Origin of the sequence: Colwellia sp. MB3u-8, from assembly GCF_014076985.1 — a bacterium.
Lineage (GTDB): Bacteria > Pseudomonadota > Gammaproteobacteria > Enterobacterales > Alteromonadaceae > Cognaticolwellia.
In genome coordinates this window covers 169,095-184,281 of record NZ_JACGVA010000059.1, presented here as the reverse complement: position 1 = coordinate 184,281, position 15,187 = coordinate 169,095, and the positions used below count along the sequence as shown (strand labels likewise).

Here is a 15,187-nt window from a genome sequence, read left to right as displayed (position 1 = left end):
AATGATTTATAAGGCGGTTACTAAGGACTCTTTAGATTAACCAAACGCATTAATCTTCCAAAACTTCAGTTAAAGAAGCCAAGGTTTTACCATGTGGGATCGGCTGTTTGGATTCAGGATCGACCTGAACAAAAACGATATCATCCGCCAAGCATATTGTTTTTTTCGTCACCTTATTGCGCATAATGCATGTAATGGTAATCGACGACCTTCCAACCGCTTTAGTTGATAAACCAAACTCAACAATGTCACCTTGTTGTGCCGACGATTCAAAGTTTATTGCGCCAATATGCTTAGTCACCAAACAGTTTGTTTCTAGTTGGCAAATGGCATATATAGCAGCTTCCTCATCAATCCAAGCTAATGCCCTGCCACCGAAGAGTGAATTGGCATAATTTAAATCATTAGGTAAAATTAACCGACGAGATAAAAAGCGCATAGGTATCCTTATTATAGCGATAAGCCAACTCAAAGTAGTGTTGGCTTATAAAAAAATTAATTTTTACAAAGATTTGCCAGCAATAATGCCTTGAACTAGTTCCAAGCCAGACTGCTTACATTCAGGTAAGTCAACATCGGTTGTTGATAAAGCGTGCGTTCTATCACCCCATTTCACCACATGAGCGCTCCATGTTAAACCACCACCAAAGGCCGGAAGCAGCACATAAGATTGCTTTGCAATGAAGCCTTCTTCTATCGCTTCTACAAAGGCCACTAAGGTGGTTGCCGCTGACATATTGCCGTATTTATGGATGTTGATAAATACCTTTTCTTTGTCGACTTTAAGACGTTTTACTAGGGTATCAATAATACGTAAATTGGCTTGATGAGGAACAACACTGGCCATTTGGTCAGCACTGAGCTGTGCTTGTGCTAGTGCTTTTTCACAGGCCTGCGCCATACCTGAAACCGCTTTTTTAAAAATATCGGGCCCTAAAAACGCCCAATTAGACTGCCCAAGCAAACGTCCTTTATTAGCATATTTCATGCCCCAACCTTCAACAGCAAGAATATCTCGAGATTCGCCATAACATCCTAAAGCTTGCGTTATAACGCCAGTTTCTTCTGCACTTTCTTCCAAGTAAAGCGCTGCTGCTCCGTCACCAAATAAGACAGCAACATCGCGATTACTCCAGTCCATAATGGGCGAAATAGTTTCAGCTCCAATAACCAGCGCTGATTTAACCACGCCACTTTTTATCATAGACGTTGCAACACTTAAGCTATACATGCCACCAGTACAAGCGGTACTAACGTCCATACAAGCGGCATTCTCAGCTCCTAGTAAACGCTGGACATTGGAGGCTGCGTTAGGACAAATCTGATCAAAGGTGGTGCTGCCAAAAACAATCAATTCAACATCTTTGGCGGTTTTACCTGCAGCAGCTAATGCTCGCGCACAGGCAACATGGGCTAACTCACTGACGGTAACATGAGAAATCCTTCGCTCTTTCATGCCTGTGCGAGAAGTTATCCATTGGTCATCTGTTTCTAAAAACGTTGCTAAATCATCATTAGTAAGAATAGCAGGCGGTAAGCATTTGCCCCAACCGGTAATTGCTGCGTATGTCATAGGAAACCTTATTTTGCTGTTATTTTTACTTTTAAAAAGCAAAGAATAGTCTTTTTTTATGACCACATCATACTACAAAAAAACAGTATATTAACGGCTATTTACTGTATTTACACTAAGTTGATTTAAAATTTGGTCAGTCGATAGAGGCTAGCATTAAATACCTGCTAAAAAGTCAGCATTTTCACCTCTCCTGCTGCCGTCCTTCTTCTCTCTCTGTGAATTATTTTTTTACAGGAAGGAAACAATAGAAAATAATGAGGAAAGACTTAAACCTTTTAGGAAAATTCTATTGATACAAGTTGAACCGTTAATTTTAAAATTTTTGAAGCTAAAGTTTGGCCATTATTAACGCATAACTACTGCGCCAATCTTTATAATCAATGGGAATATTAATAAGCGTTTGGTTGTTAACTAAAACTAACGCAGGAAAACCGTTAATTTGCATCATACTCATTTGAGAAATTTCTTTTTTCAGAGCCTTATCAAGTTGCTGGCTGTTCATTTGTTGCAAAAAATTATTGCCGTCCAAGCCAATTTCAATCGCTAACTTATGTAAGGTATCGATATTGGATGGATTTTTGGCCTGTAAATAATAAGCATGCTGAATAGCCGTCAGCATGCTTTGTTCTTTATTGCTGGCTCTTGCGATAAGCGCAGCGCGACAAGCCGGAAAGGTAGATCGCCTTGGCTGACAATCACGCCAAAAATCAAAATTAAATGCTGTACCAAGTTGCCCAGAGATATTTAGCCAAGTTTGCTGTAAAAAATTTTGCATTTCGTCTGGCATAATTTCATCGCAATCTTGTGCTAAACCACCAAGCCTATAAATAATATCAACATGTGGCGCAAGTTCTTGTTGCAGTCGATGCCAAGTAGGTGCATAACCCCAACACCAACTGCACATCGGGTCGTAAATATAATATAAAGTAGAGGCCATATTCATTTTAGATCAGGAAGTTGTAGTGATAACAACTAGCATACTAACTTCAATCTAACATTTCATTATAACTCTATTATCTAAAGTGATCTTCCCCCGCTTTAACGGACACCAAAATCTAACTAAAGATGAGGTGTTATTAGCCACAGGAAGTTTTGCGTTAACATGGTCGTTTCGATAGTGCTAAAATTAGAAAATAGCCAAGTGACTTTTTGGGCTTTAATGGCGTTTTTTGTTATCGGTGTTTTAATCGAGTTGGGTTTAGGTGTTCATTCATTTATCTATCTTTGCTTACTAGCAAGTTTTGCTTTTTCTGAAAACCAGAGCAACAATACTTCCAAGATCCCAAAGACTTGGGCGAATACTCTTCTGAGTATTTAGCTTCTATTTATCGTGCATTTATGGCTATCTCTTTTGTATTTTTAGCTTATTGGCACTCAGCTCAAATTACATTAGATATAGCATTTTTTATTCTGTGGTCTTTGGGTTATTCATTGCTAGGTTTTACCTCCACTTTTGTGCCTAAAAATGTTTTCAAAGTTGACAGTAATTACAAAACTGCTCAGGTTTACTTTTTTATATTCTTACTAATTAATTTAGTGTTAATCTATTGGTTAATTACAAATTTCTCTGGTTTAAATTGGTTCAGTTCAGTAATTACAAAACCATTAAGCTTGGTAGCAAGTGGCTTGGTCCAACTACAAGTCATTAAAGCAAGACAAGGATAGTTCAGAGTGTATTTCAAATATTTCTTTATAATGGTTCTTCTTTTACTATCCGTAGGATGTCAATCGACCCAAAAGGGAGGATCTATCCCTATAGAGTCAAATAAAGAATTGAAATTGGATGTACTAAACATTGATTGGAGCGATTTTAGCTTAGCTCCAGGAGATCGAAGAATTAAAGGTACAGGTTTTGTTGTTGCCAATTGGTCTGAATCTTCAGATGATATAGGTCTATATTTCGGGGTTCTCGGGGTTCTCGGTGTTATAGCGTCCGATTTTTCTAATGAAAAAAACTTACAGGGTAGTTTAGAGGTTCAGCTTAAAGACAATTTTGATTTAGCTAAAACTCTACTCAAATCACTAAATAACAATCAAGATTTAACCGCAGAAATTAAATCTATTCATCTCAATTCAAATATTAAAAAACAAGTTATAACGCTTGAACCTTGGTGTATTATTTTTACTAACGAAAAAGGTTTAATATTTCTCCCTCAGCTTAAAGCAACATTAAGATCTGAAACAGGTAAAGCACTTTGGGAGGGGAATTATGGACCTCTGAGCAAAAATAAACCTTTCAAGCTAAATAATTCAATGACTAGTGATCATGTGATTGAATTGCAGGCTAGATTGGCTGTCGTTTATGAGGAAATCACAAACCAATTAGTGGCTAATATTCAGGGGCAAGATAGCTATGTTAATGAAGAGGAAAGTCAAAAGTTTACTGATGACTTAATGAAAAAAATGGAAATAGAGTTTGACGACAGTCTACTTAACAAGAAATTAAACAAGGACAAATAACAGTTGATTTTTGCTCCATCGTCACTTATTTTAACCAACTATTATTTGCCTGTTAATTAGGCGTTCGCAGGCTTTAAATATTTGTGTTAATTAACACTATACTTTATCAATTTTGGATTTGAAAATAATGGAAAAATCAAAGAATAACTATTTCGTACTGAGCTTAACGTTAACGACTATAGGCACGGTGTTAACTACCCTTAAAGTAGATTTCTATTTAGATATTATAGTGTTAAGTACAGCTGTAGTAATTGGTGTGTTGGGCTGTAACAAAGGTAAAGCGTAGCGCACTGCTAAGTCACTCAAAAGGACAAAAAACAGTTGGTTTTGCTCATTCGTTGCTTATTTTAACCAACAGTTTTTAGTCTCTTAATGAGGCGTTATCTGCAAATGTCACTTTGGCATTCGTAATTATCATTCAAAATAAGGATATACTTTGAACAAATTAATTTTACTCTTACCTATGCTGTCTCTTGGTTGTTTTGCTGAAGAAGAGTGCTATAGCAATAAACGAGAAGAGTTAACCTTTACGATGTAAAACAAACAATCTGCCATCGCAATATCTTTATTTAATGTCGCCATAGAGACCTTCACTTCTTGTTTACAAACCAATTGATTTTCTTTAGCGATAAAGTAATCATCTATGACATTATTTTTTTCATCATCCATTAATGCTAAATTTTCTAAACCAAGCCAGTTTGTAACTTCACTTTTTTTATTATCCTGTTAGCTTAACGCGTTAAATAATAAGCGGGTTTTAATGAAAAAACGCCATTTAAAACGCTTTATCAGCAGCATTTATTATTTCACAAGTATTCAAACACCTTGAATAAAGGCATTATTTTTCGTTAACAACTAAGAGTTACTGATCTTTATCAGCATTTCCCAACACAAGTTAGAGATATTGACCAAGTACAACTAAGCTCATAATTCAGCGATCAATGGAAACTGTTATGTGTAAATTGTGCGGAATATTCTTGATTTTATATTGTGCTTTGCTCTCAATGCATGCCTTAGGAACAGCAGAAACGCCGTACTTAAAGCCAGTAGCCAATAGCGATCAGCAAGAGATAAGTATTAACGCAAACACTTTAGTTGTGCCATTATTAACCATCAAAGGTACTATCGGGCCCGCCGTCAGTGACTATTTAGTGCGAGAAATAAACAGCGCTAATATGGCCAGTAACATTCCTTTAATTATTATCACACTCGATACTCCTGGTGGCTTAAGTGCCAGCCTACGTGACATTAATAAAAGTATCTTAAATTCTACTATTCCAATCGCCTGTTTAGTTTATCCACAAGGAGCACGCGCCGCGAGTGCAGGTACTTACATACTTTATGCTTGCCATATTGCTGCTATGGCTCCCGCCACCACTCTGGGCGCTGCAACACCGGTTAATATTGCTGGGCCAATGACGCCACCAACAGATGATAAAACACAAAAAAACGCACCTTCTGCGATGGAGAAAAAGGTATTAAATGATGCCATTGCCTATATTCGTTCACTCGCACAATTACGTTCTCGTAATGAACTATGGGCTGAAAAAGCCGTTACAGAAGCGGCAACACTAACAGCGAAAGAAGCACTAAAAGAAAATGTCATCACGTTAATCGCTCAGTCGCCACAAGTGTTATTAAATAAACTAGAGGGTCAACGGGTAGCGATAAAACAGCAAAAAATTAAATTATCCTTACAAGGTGCTGAAATAATTAATAAAAAACCAGACTGGCGTAGCCAATTTATTGCCACCATTACCGACCCTAATATTGCCTATATTTTAATGCTACTGGGTATTTATGGTTTGTTACTAGAATTCTACAGCCCTGGTGTAGGCATAGCGGGCATCATCGGCGGTATATCATTACTTATCGCTTTATATGCCCTGCAGTTATTACCCCTAAATTTTGCGGGTGTTGCCCTACTCTTGTTAGGCGTAACACTCATGGTGATGGAATCACTGATACCAAGTTTTGGTATTTTTGGCCTAGGTGGTATTAGCGCATTTGTTTTAGGCTCGATATTTTTATTCGACACTAAGCTTGAGCAATTTAAAGTTTCACTGCCATTAATTGCCGGTTTTGCTTTTGTCTCTGCACTCTTTATTGTCTTTGCCTTCGGTTTTATCTACCGAGCACGAAAAAATAAAATCGTCAGTGGTCAAGAAGAAATAATTAATGCTTGGGTTACGGTGGAAAATGACTTCACTAATAAGGGTTATGTGCTCTTTAATGGCGAGCGTTGGGCGGCTAGTAGCCCACTAGCCTTAAAAAAAAGTCAACAGGTACAAGTGCAAGCAATTAATGGCCTAACCCTTGTTTTAGCGCCAGCAATCAACACAACAACTAAGGAGCAAGATAATGACTTCACTATTTAATAATTCAGAATTATTCACCGGCTCAATTATTTTTTTACTTATTGCCTTTTTTTTCAGTGCTTTTAGAATTTTACGAGAATATGAACGCGGGGTAGTTTTTTTACTTGGACGATTTTATAAAGTGAAAGGGCCTGGTTTTATTCTTGTTATTCCCTTTATCCAACAAATGGTAAAAGTTGATTTACGTATAGTGGTGATGGATGTACCTAGCCAAGACGTTATTAGCCGCGATAATGTCTCAGTAAAAGTTAATGCGGTTATTTATTTTCGAGTTATTGACCCACAAAAAGCGATTATCAATGTCGAAGACTATTTACAGGCAACGTCTCAACTTGCACAAACCACCTTACGTTCGGTGTTAGGGCAACATGAATTAGACGAAATGCTCGCAAATAGAGATATGTTAAATGCCGATATTCAAACCATTTTAGATGTCAGAACCGACAGTTGGGGCATAAAAGTGTCTAATGTTGAAATTAAACACGTTGATTTAAATGAAACTATGATCCGCGCTATTGCCAGACAAGCCGAAGCAGAGCGAACTCGTCGAGCCAAAGTTATTCATGCCACAGGGGAATTAGAGGCGTCAACTCACCTGACCCAAGCCGCAAATCAACTGGCCAAAGAGCCTGATGCGATTATGTTACGTTATTTACAAACCTTAACAGAAATTGCTGGCGAGAAAAATTCTACTATTATTTTCCCTTTACCCATGGAGCTGATCAGCGGTCTTATTAAATCAACAGACAAAACAACCAAAGGATAGCAGAAAAATACACGCTATTATCAAATACACGCTATTATCCTTACTCATTATTATAATATTAACGTTAATCTCTTATGACAAGGGGTTAACTCCCCTTAATAAAATCACCTACTAAACCATAATATTGAAACAGTAAACTTTGCATTAAACAGCCAAGAAAAAGCCGCTAAACTTGAACCTGTGCTTGCCTTATGTGCTGAATAAATTTTAACTGTAATTAAAATTATTGTTTAGAACAGAACATATACCTGCAGTGACTGGTTAATTTTACCCCGTCTATCGAGATAATATTTCACGCACTTGAACCCAGATACAGAGCAATAAAGGATAACAGTCTATGTTGATATTGGTTTATTACCTTAAGTTATCAACAATAAAAACACACGACTAGCAGCTTAATCTTTTGGCAAGTTGTTATTAACTAAAAGTTTATCTTTATTAAAGTGCAAGAGATTAGAACTTATAGACTTATGGATTTATGGAACTAAAACAATAGGCACACCAACACAATGGGCCAGTTTATTCGCCACACTACCCAGTAATATATCGGCAAAGCGCGATCGACCTCGCCGACCAACAAAGAGCATATTAGCGTGATAATCATTTACCTGTTGAAGTAACGCGTCAACAGGCTCACCCCAGATATATTCACTGCTCAAATCAACATTTTCTGCTTTAAATTTTTCAATCGAGGGTTGTAAAATTTTTTCATTCACATCATGTTCTATTTGTTTTTTATCAAGCGGAGGTGGCGCAACACCCTCAATCATCATTGGCTGAAATTCTTGCCAAGTAATCACATACACTAATTTAACACTCGCACCTGTTTTTTGTGCCAGATGAACCGCTCGTTCAACAGCTCTGTTGCTCCACTCACTGCCGTCAACGCCAACTAAATATAAAAGTTTATGCATGTTATTTACCCTTTTTAATAACCTGTATTTTTAATAGTGATAAAATTGATAGTCAGTTCTTCTATAAGGCACCAACTCATAATGAGGTTGTAAAAATGTTACTAAATCAACCAACTCTGTTACTGTCATTACATCATTAAAATTGCTCATTTTAGACTCTCCTTCAACAGTAATAGCCGTAAGAGCATAACCTTTAGCAAGTTTATGTGAAGGATTAATAACACTGGTCACAAGTTCAGCATACGTTGTTACTTTGGTTGATTTTCCTCCTAAACGCACATTTAAATCAGGGTTATTTATACCTTCAGCTTGTTCCACACCATTGAGATTATGACAAGCTAAACATTGGTATTTTGTTAATACCATCGCTCCCTTATCCACATCACCTTTTGGCAAACTAAAGCCTCTGGGTGAATCAGGGCCTAAATCACAACTGCTCAGACTAATAGCGATTAACGTAAAACAACAAAAAAGTAAATATTTCATAACAACTCCTCTATGATTCAAAAAAGAACAACTATTTTATAAACCTAACATCAACTGCCTATAATAAATAAATTCAACAACTTAAAATCACAAGAGATATGTATATGTCTCTGTGTAATATGTCTCTGAGTAAAATTACTTAATTTTTTATATTGATAATTTACAATTTGATAATAATGCACATATTAATTTACCTCTACTTTTTCTAACAAGCAGCTGAGATAGATCAGTTAAGGGTCATTAATGATGAAAAGATGAGTGTTATTCATAAAAAAGTAGAGCAATACCCAGTAAAATTAATTGCTTGATTAATAAAATTGTAAAGATAAAGATAAAAATAAGTATCAACGCCTCATTTCCCTCTCTATCTAACACACAAAATAACACGCCAAAAAACTTCATATAAATGACATTTATCAGGATCGCCAATATAACTTGGTGATAATGTCGTGGTGAATAGCAGCGGTATTGTCTGTTTTATTCAATGTACCTATTGATTATGACAACGACTATTTAATGCATGAGCTTGTAAAAGCTATATTGAAATTTTTATTAACTTAATAACGCTAGCAACTATTTACGCTATGGCGTTATAACACTGTACGGAGATAAAAATCATGACATTATTTAAACATCAACCATTAGCAACAAGACCACAACTGCCCTTGTTTTCGCAATTATCTAACGAAATTGATCGATTTTTTGGTCAGGGGTTTCCAATGAATAGCCGGAGTTCAGATTTACTGACTGATGTTTGGCAACCTTCTGCGGATATAGAACGACAAGACAATCGCTATATAGTCAGAGCCGATATCCCTGGCGTTGATCCTAAAAACATTAATGTCTCCATGGATAATGGTAATTTAGTGATTGAAGGTAAAAGAGAAAGCAAAACGGAAGATAAACGAGAAAATTACTATCGACTCGAACGTTCATACGGAAGCTTTTATCGTAGTTTCAATTTACCTGATGCCCAAGATGCCAAAAAAATTGAAGCGCATTGCCATAACGGTGTATTAGAAGTAATTGTGCCTACACTCGCCACAGAAAAGCACAAAAAAATAGAAGTAAAAGTAGATTAATACCCGTTCCATTATGTTTGTGATCTTGTTGTGCACAGAAAAATAATTCAAAGGTCATATTAAGGGTCTTATTTATTGTTTCAGACTAAACATAAGTATCTACATCCGTGTAGGCAAGGTGCTCAATTGATCAATAACTAGCTGTTGGTATTGAGAGTGTTGGTATTGAGAGCACAGGTTTTTAGTTCCAGAAAAAATTTAAGTACTCGGCTCCATGTGAGCAATAAAGCCTTGGGCTATTTTAACCAAAACAAGTGAACAATAACGTAATAAAATTGGTATGACTCAGCAAATTTATTTATCTGGACTGGGGGATCAGTCCAGATAAATTTTGGCTATTCAGTGCTAAAGTTATGGAAGTTAAGCTTTATGATAAGGAATAAACCATGTTATCTTTTAATCATGAGGTAGCCCAAAACCTACGAAAAATCTCATTTTTACTTAAAGAGCAACACGCCAATCCATTTCGCTGTCAAGCTTATCTAAAAGCGGCAATCACCATTGAGGCATTACCACAAGATCTCAGGCAACTTTTTAAAAACAGTGGGATCAAAGGATTAACTCAGTTACCCAATATCGGCCTAGGTATAGCCCGTTCAATCAATGATTATATTACCATGGGACATATGACGAGATTAGATAATCTCAGAGGAAATACCAATCCCATCGATTTATTTCAAGTTATTCCAACCATTGGTCACAAGATGGCCCAACGTATTCACGACACCTTACATGTCGACACCTTAGAAGCTTTTGAAAATGCGATATTTGAAGGTCAATTAGATAATATTAAAGGGATAGGCGTAAAACGAAAAAAATCTATTGAAGCTTGGTTTTCTCAATGTTTTGGTGCCCGTCAATTACCCATACCAACTCACCAGCAGCCCATTGAGGCTAAGCCCAATATTGAACTAATTTTCAATATTGATGCACAATATCGTAAAAAAGCAAAAGCAGGAGAACTGCCTGTCATTACACCAAAACGTTTTAATCCAGAAAATAAGCCTTGGTTACCTGTAATGCATATTAATAAAGAAAATTGGCATTTTACTGCCATGTATTCTAATACTCAGCGCGCCCATAAGCTTAACTTAACTTTAGACTGGGTATTAATCTTTTGTTATGACGAACATCATCAAGAAAGCCAATACACCCTGGTTACCGAAACCCATGGCCCACTGAAGGGGAAACGGGTGATCAGAGGACAAGAGGCCGCCTGTGAAATTTTTTATACCACAAAAAATGCTATCAAAAACTCTAATACTGATATCGAAAAAATAGCAGCAACAGCAAAATAAATCACCAAATTATAAATTATCCGCCAAAATAACGATAAAGAAAGAAACAAAAATCAATAATGCTAACGTTTGTTGTATAACACCTGAAAGCAACGCAGATATTCGATTTTTAGGCCGCTTAAGAATAATTTATTATCGAATTCAACAAGTTATTGTCAAATTAAATTTGTATTTTTATCTAAGCGCTAGTTATCTACCTTAGTTTGTTAGGCAAGTTATTGCGACTCTCTAATGTTGGGTGATTTTTTGTCGGTCGGACTTTAGTCCGTCAACCGTTAAACAGGCAATTAACCTGATGTATTAACCAACATCTGTAACGGTATTATTTTTATCGCTTGGCCGTTATGCCAATGACGGTTAAATTTCATTTAACTTGATGGACTAAAGTCCATCCTACATAAGCCCTAGGGGTGTTCATCTGGCGTTGGGCGATTTTTTTGTCGATCTGACTTTAGTCCGTCAGACGTTAAACCGGCAATTAACCTGATGTGTTAACCAACATCTGCAACGGTAGTATTTTTATCGCTTGGCCGTTATGCCAATGACGGTTAAATTTCATTTAACTTGATGGACTAAAGTCCATCCTACATAAGACCTACTAAACCCTACGGGTGTTCATCTGACGTTGGGCGATTTTTTTAGGTCGGACTTCAGTCCGTCAACCCTTAAAAACCCTATTGAATCGGCTTTGTTAATGCTTCATCTAATACAGTATCGACATGTTCAGCCAACACAAAACGCATTTCGTTCTGAATTGATTCAGGTAAATCAGTCAAGTCTTTCTCATTTTTACTGGGTAAAATAACCGTGGTTAAACCGGCTCGGTGTGCAGCCAAAATTTTATCTTTTATTCCCCCCACAGGTAACACTAAACCCCGTAAGGTAATTTCGCCCGTCATGCCAATATGATGAAAAATCGGCCTATCCGTTAATAACGACACTAACGCGGTAATGATAGCAACGCCAGCAGACGGCCCATCTTTTGGTGTTGCCCCAGCGGGTACATGCACATGAATATCAGTATGCTCAAAAAAATCTTCAGCAATACCTAATTGCTTGGCTTGGGATCTTACGTAACTTAACCCCGCTTCAACTGACTCACGCATTACATCGCCTAATTGTCCGGTAATGGTCAAACCCTTTTTACCTGGCATAGCGCTGGCTTCAATAAATAATATATCGCCCCCAACGGCGGTTACCGCCAAACCCGTTGCTACGCCTGGGCGTTCAGTACGTTCAGCGAGATCATAAGAGAACGGCGGTTTACCCATTAATTCTTCCAACATAGCGTTATCAACAGTGAGCGACTCACCACTTTTTGTGGCAATTTTTATCACTAATTTTCGACAAATAGCGCCTAAACGTCGATCCAAACTACGTACGCCCGCTTCTCGGGTGTATTGACGAATAAGTGTCAGCATCGCCGTGTCACTTATAGTTAACTCATTAATATGTAAACTGTTTTCTCGTAATTGCCGAGGTAATAAATAACGCTTCGCTATATGAAATTTTTCATCATCGGTATAGCCCGATAAGGTTATAACCTCTAATCTATCTCGTAACGGCCCAGGAATGTTATCGAGTTGATTAGCCGTGGCAATAAACATTAACTGACTAAAGTCAAAAGCGACTTCTAGATAATGATCACGAAATTCGCTATTTTGTTCTGGATCTAAAATTTCAAGTAGCGCCGACGCAGGATCACCGCGCTGATCGCCAATAATTTTATCAACTTCATCTAACAATATAACCGGATTATTAGTCCCCACGTCGCGCAATGCTTTAATAAACCGACCCGGCATCGCACCAATATAGGTACGACGATGACCCCGAATTTCAGCCTCATCACGTATGCCTCCTAAACTGATACTGACCAACTTACGTCCCAAGGCATGTGCTATTGAATGTCCTAATGACGTTTTTCCAATACCTGGAGGCCCGACAAAACAAAGAATAACGCCTTCTCGTTCTCGTCGAATATGGGGTGACGATGCACTCTCATCTAATGGCTTAGTTAATAACCTTTTCTGCCGCAGCTGCCTGACCGCCAAGTACTCTAAAATACGCTGTTTTATTTTTTCCAAGCCATAATGGTCTTCATTAAGAATTTTCTCAGCCTGTTTAATATCAAGCGTGTCTTCCGTCGTTTTTTTCCAAGGTAACGCGAGTAACCAATCAAGATAAGTTAATATCACGCCCGACTCTGAAGATGATTGTGGGATATGTTCTAAACGAGAAATTTCCTGCCTTGCTTGCTCTTCTGCTTCGGTTGACATGCCACTGGCTTCGATTTTCTTAAGGTATTGCTCTATTTTAATTTGTTGACTATCTTCTTCACCCAATTCGCGTTGAATAGCCTTCATTTGATGGCGCAAAACATAGTCACGTTGTGCCTTGTCCATTTCACCATGGGCTGCACTTTGTATTTTCTTACCTAGCTCAAGTACCTCCATTTCGTGTTGGATAAGATCTGTTAGTTTAAGCATTTTTGCCACAACATCTTTCATATTAAGTATATCTTGAGCATCAGCCATCTTCATTCGCATACTCGAACTGACTAAATAAACCAGTTGACGACAATCTTCTGTTTGGCTTAATGCACTCACTAATGATTTAGGTAAATATGAAAGTATGTTAATTAATTCGCTAAACGACTTTAACAAGTTATTTCGTATTGCTTGTGCTTCAATATCTCCTGCTTCTGGTTCAATATCAGTAACAAGATGAATTTTTGCCCGTAAATAGGGCTTTTCGCTCAGCCAAGCGTCAACCGAAAATTTATCAAGCCCTTGTAACAACACTGTGGAGTGATTATTTTCACCCTTTGAAATTCGTAATATCTGTGCAATACACCCCACTTGATAAAGATCTAAAGGTGCTGGCTCTTCAACGTCTTGATCTTTATATGCAAGAGTTGCCAATAAATTATTACCTGCGGCCACATCCTCGAGCAATTTCAACGAGCGCGCTTGACCAACAGAAATAGAGTTGACGTTGTAAGGGAATAAAACTAGATTTCGTAATGGCAATACCGGCAGGTTATCAGGAATAGCGACTAAGGCTCTAGGCTGTTGATTTACATCAACTGATTGCTGCTGATTATCCTCTTTTACTTTAATACCTTTAACATTAATGTCTGACATCTGGGTTCCTTAATATTACAAAATTATAAATTTATTTTTCGTAACATGATCATTACTGCTTGGGTTAATTCACCAAGCATAATGCTAATCCCAGTTATTAATTTACACGCTGATATTTATCAGTTCAATTTCGTATTATTCTGTTTAAAATTGTTTTAGTGTTTTAAAGTTATAATGTGTTTACATTAGCGATATTTATAGCTATTGCTTATTCTTAATGAGAATCAAGCCATTTAAACTACAAAATGTTGACGCTAAAACTTGATATAAATGGCGAAAATAACTTGATGAGATGGGCAAAACAATAAGTACAATATTGTTAAGGAGTGGATCAAGTGTCTGGACTAAAAGTACAAAACATTTTTATTGTTGACGATCATGAACTCGTTCGCCAAGGACTACGTCAGTTGGTTAATGGTGAAGCAGACATGCATATTTGTGGTGAGGCCGCCAATGTCTATGACGCACTTAACATGCGCTCTACCCTAACAGCAGACGTTGCTATTGTTGACTTATCATTGCCCGACGGTAATGGTCTGGATTTGATCAAACAGCTTCATGCTTGGCGACCACAAATGGGGATTATCGTCTTATCAATGCACGATGATGAATTGTATGCAGAAAGAGCATTAAATTGTGGTGCGCTAGGTTATATCAATAAACAAGACTCAGCTCAAAAATTACTCCTTGGCATAAGACAAGTAGTAAAAAATAAAATTTTTATTAAAGCAGAACTTCTTGAAAAAATACATAAAAACCCATCACGATCAATAACCTCTAAAAATACTATCAACATTCAGATACTGACCGACAGAGAGTTGCAAGTTTTTGAAGCTATTGGTCAAGGCATCACAACAACAAAAATTGCCCAATTACTCAATGTTAGTGTAAAAACTATTGAAAGCCACCGGCGTCACATCAAAGACAAATTTCACTTAAGCTCTGGTTTAGAGCTAACGCGCTCAGCGATAATCTGGAGTTTAGAAGTCATTTCAGCTGAATAAAAATATTTTTATTCTTAGCACAACACTTAAAATGAAAGAAATCACTTTAGAACACACTCACTTTCCCACCGAAACTAGGT

At 37.2% G+C, this 15,187-nt stretch carries 15 protein-coding genes; 9 read left to right on the top strand and 6 right to left on the bottom strand.

Annotated elements, in window-relative coordinates; translation table 11 throughout:
• Positions 1-49 precede the first annotated feature (49 nt).
• The 3 genes from H4J54_RS07500 to H4J54_RS07490 all read right to left on the bottom strand — a co-directional run bounded on the left by H4J54_RS07500 (position 50) and on the right by H4J54_RS07490 (position 2,519).
• The gene (locus tag H4J54_RS07500; RefSeq protein ID WP_182190273.1) at positions 50-439 is read right to left on the bottom strand and encodes an acyl-CoA thioesterase; all 390 of its coding nucleotides are present in this window, start codon (positions 437-439) and stop codon (positions 50-52) included.
• 63 nt (positions 440-502) lie between these two features.
• On the bottom strand, positions 503-1,573 hold the full coding sequence (locus H4J54_RS07495; RefSeq protein ID WP_182190272.1) for a beta-ketoacyl-ACP synthase 3: 1,071 nt from the start codon (positions 1,571-1,573) through the stop codon (positions 503-505).
• A 331-nt stretch (positions 1,574-1,904) separates the two neighbouring features.
• Complete coding sequence (locus H4J54_RS07490) at positions 1,905-2,519, bottom strand: DsbA family protein (RefSeq protein WP_182190271.1); 615 nt, start codon at positions 2,517-2,519, stop codon at positions 1,905-1,907.
• Between the two features lie 159 nt (positions 2,520-2,678).
• Between H4J54_RS07490 and H4J54_RS07485 the strand changes: the two genes are divergently transcribed.
• From H4J54_RS07485 to H4J54_RS07460, 6 genes are all read left to right on the top strand, one after another.
• Positions 2,679-2,894, top strand: a complete 216-nt coding sequence (locus tag H4J54_RS07485; RefSeq protein WP_182190270.1) for a hypothetical protein — start codon at positions 2,679-2,681, stop codon at positions 2,892-2,894.
• Between the two features lie 20 nt (positions 2,895-2,914).
• Positions 2,915-3,241, top strand: a complete 327-nt coding sequence (locus H4J54_RS07480; RefSeq protein ID WP_182190269.1) for a hypothetical protein — start codon at positions 2,915-2,917, stop codon at positions 3,239-3,241.
• Positions 3,242-3,355: 114 nt separating this feature from the next.
• Positions 3,356-4,036, top strand: coding sequence for a hypothetical protein (locus H4J54_RS07475; RefSeq protein ID WP_182190268.1), 681 nt, complete (start codon positions 3,356-3,358; stop codon positions 4,034-4,036).
• A gap of 127 nt (positions 4,037-4,163) precedes the next feature.
• On the top strand, positions 4,164-4,322 hold the full coding sequence (locus tag H4J54_RS07470) for a hypothetical protein (RefSeq protein WP_182190267.1): 159 nt from the start codon (positions 4,164-4,166) through the stop codon (positions 4,320-4,322).
• A gap of 667 nt (positions 4,323-4,989) precedes the next feature.
• Positions 4,990-6,414: a nodulation protein NfeD gene (locus H4J54_RS07465; protein WP_259367164.1), complete on the top strand. Its 1,425-nt coding sequence runs from the start codon at positions 4,990-4,992 to the stop codon at positions 6,412-6,414.
• A complete protein-coding gene (locus H4J54_RS07460) occupies positions 6,398-7,180 on the top strand; it encodes a slipin family protein (protein WP_182136929.1) in 783 nt (260 codons plus the stop codon). Before H4J54_RS07465 ends, H4J54_RS07460 begins: the two co-directional genes overlap by 17 nt.
• A gap of 476 nt (positions 7,181-7,656) precedes the next feature.
• Here H4J54_RS07460 and H4J54_RS07455 read toward each other — a convergent pair whose 3' ends face one another.
• The gene (locus tag H4J54_RS07455; protein ID WP_182190266.1) at positions 7,657-8,094 is read right to left on the bottom strand and encodes a universal stress protein; all 438 of its coding nucleotides are present in this window, start codon (positions 8,092-8,094) and stop codon (positions 7,657-7,659) included.
• A 30-nt stretch (positions 8,095-8,124) separates the two neighbouring features.
• On the bottom strand, positions 8,125-8,580 hold the full coding sequence (locus H4J54_RS07450) for a cytochrome C (RefSeq protein WP_182190265.1): 456 nt from the start codon (positions 8,578-8,580) through the stop codon (positions 8,125-8,127).
• Positions 8,581-9,197: 617 nt separating this feature from the next.
• On the opposite strand from H4J54_RS07450, the gene H4J54_RS07445 reads away from it, so the two are divergent.
• Both H4J54_RS07445 and H4J54_RS07440 read left to right on the top strand, forming a co-directional pair.
• Entirely contained in the window at positions 9,198-9,662 is a 465-nt protein-coding gene (locus tag H4J54_RS07445) for an Hsp20/alpha crystallin family protein (RefSeq protein ID WP_182190264.1), read from the top strand.
• A gap of 386 nt (positions 9,663-10,048) precedes the next feature.
• Positions 10,049-10,960 carry a DNA-binding protein gene (locus H4J54_RS07440; protein ID WP_182190263.1) on the top strand — a complete coding sequence of 304 codons (912 nt, stop codon included), beginning with the start codon at positions 10,049-10,051 and terminating at the stop codon, positions 10,958-10,960.
• 674 nt (positions 10,961-11,634) lie between these two features.
• On the opposite strand, the gene lon is transcribed toward H4J54_RS07440, so the two are convergent.
• On the bottom strand, positions 11,635-14,103 hold the full coding sequence (gene lon / locus H4J54_RS07435; protein WP_182190262.1) for an endopeptidase La: 2,469 nt from the start codon (positions 14,101-14,103) through the stop codon (positions 11,635-11,637).
• Between the two features lie 335 nt (positions 14,104-14,438).
• On the opposite strand from lon, the gene H4J54_RS19685 reads away from it, so the two are divergent.
• Complete coding sequence (locus H4J54_RS19685; RefSeq protein ID WP_182190261.1) at positions 14,439-15,107, top strand: response regulator transcription factor; 669 nt, start codon at positions 14,439-14,441, stop codon at positions 15,105-15,107.
• Positions 15,108-15,187: the final 80 nt, after the last annotated feature.

Bases quoted from the DNA above. Each gene is read 5' to 3' on its own strand.
- H4J54_RS07490 (WP_182190271.1), bottom strand. From the start codon at position 2,519: ATGAATATGGCCTCTACTTTATATTATATTTACGACCCGATGTGCAGT.
- H4J54_RS07450 (WP_182190265.1), bottom strand. From the start codon at position 8,580: ATGAAATATTTACTTTTTTGTTGTTTTACGTTAATCGCTATTAGTCTG.
- H4J54_RS07485 (WP_182190270.1), top strand. From the start codon at position 2,679: ATGGTCGTTTCGATAGTGCTAAAATTAGAAAATAGCCAAGTGACTTTT.
- H4J54_RS07500 (WP_182190273.1), bottom strand. From the start codon at position 439: ATGCGCTTTTTATCTCGTCGGTTAATTTTACCTAATGATTTAAATTAT.
- H4J54_RS07470 (WP_182190267.1), top strand. From the start codon at position 4,164: ATGGAAAAATCAAAGAATAACTATTTCGTACTGAGCTTAACGTTAACG.
- H4J54_RS07455 (WP_182190266.1), bottom strand. From the start codon at position 8,094: ATGCATAAACTTTTATATTTAGTTGGCGTTGACGGCAGTGAGTGGAGC.
- H4J54_RS07445 (WP_182190264.1), top strand. From the start codon at position 9,198: ATGACATTATTTAAACATCAACCATTAGCAACAAGACCACAACTGCCC.
- lon (WP_182190262.1), bottom strand. From the start codon at position 14,103: ATGTCAGACATTAATGTTAAAGGTATTAAAGTAAAAGAGGATAATCAG.
- H4J54_RS07480 (WP_182190269.1), top strand. From the start codon at position 2,915: ATGGCTATCTCTTTTGTATTTTTAGCTTATTGGCACTCAGCTCAAATT.
- H4J54_RS07495 (WP_182190272.1), bottom strand. From the start codon at position 1,573: ATGACATACGCAGCAATTACCGGTTGGGGCAAATGCTTACCGCCTGCT.
- H4J54_RS07465 (WP_259367164.1), top strand. From the start codon at position 4,990: ATGTGTAAATTGTGCGGAATATTCTTGATTTTATATTGTGCTTTGCTC.
- H4J54_RS07460 (WP_182136929.1), top strand. From the start codon at position 6,398: ATGACTTCACTATTTAATAATTCAGAATTATTCACCGGCTCAATTATT.
- H4J54_RS07440 (WP_182190263.1), top strand. From the start codon at position 10,049: ATGTTATCTTTTAATCATGAGGTAGCCCAAAACCTACGAAAAATCTCA.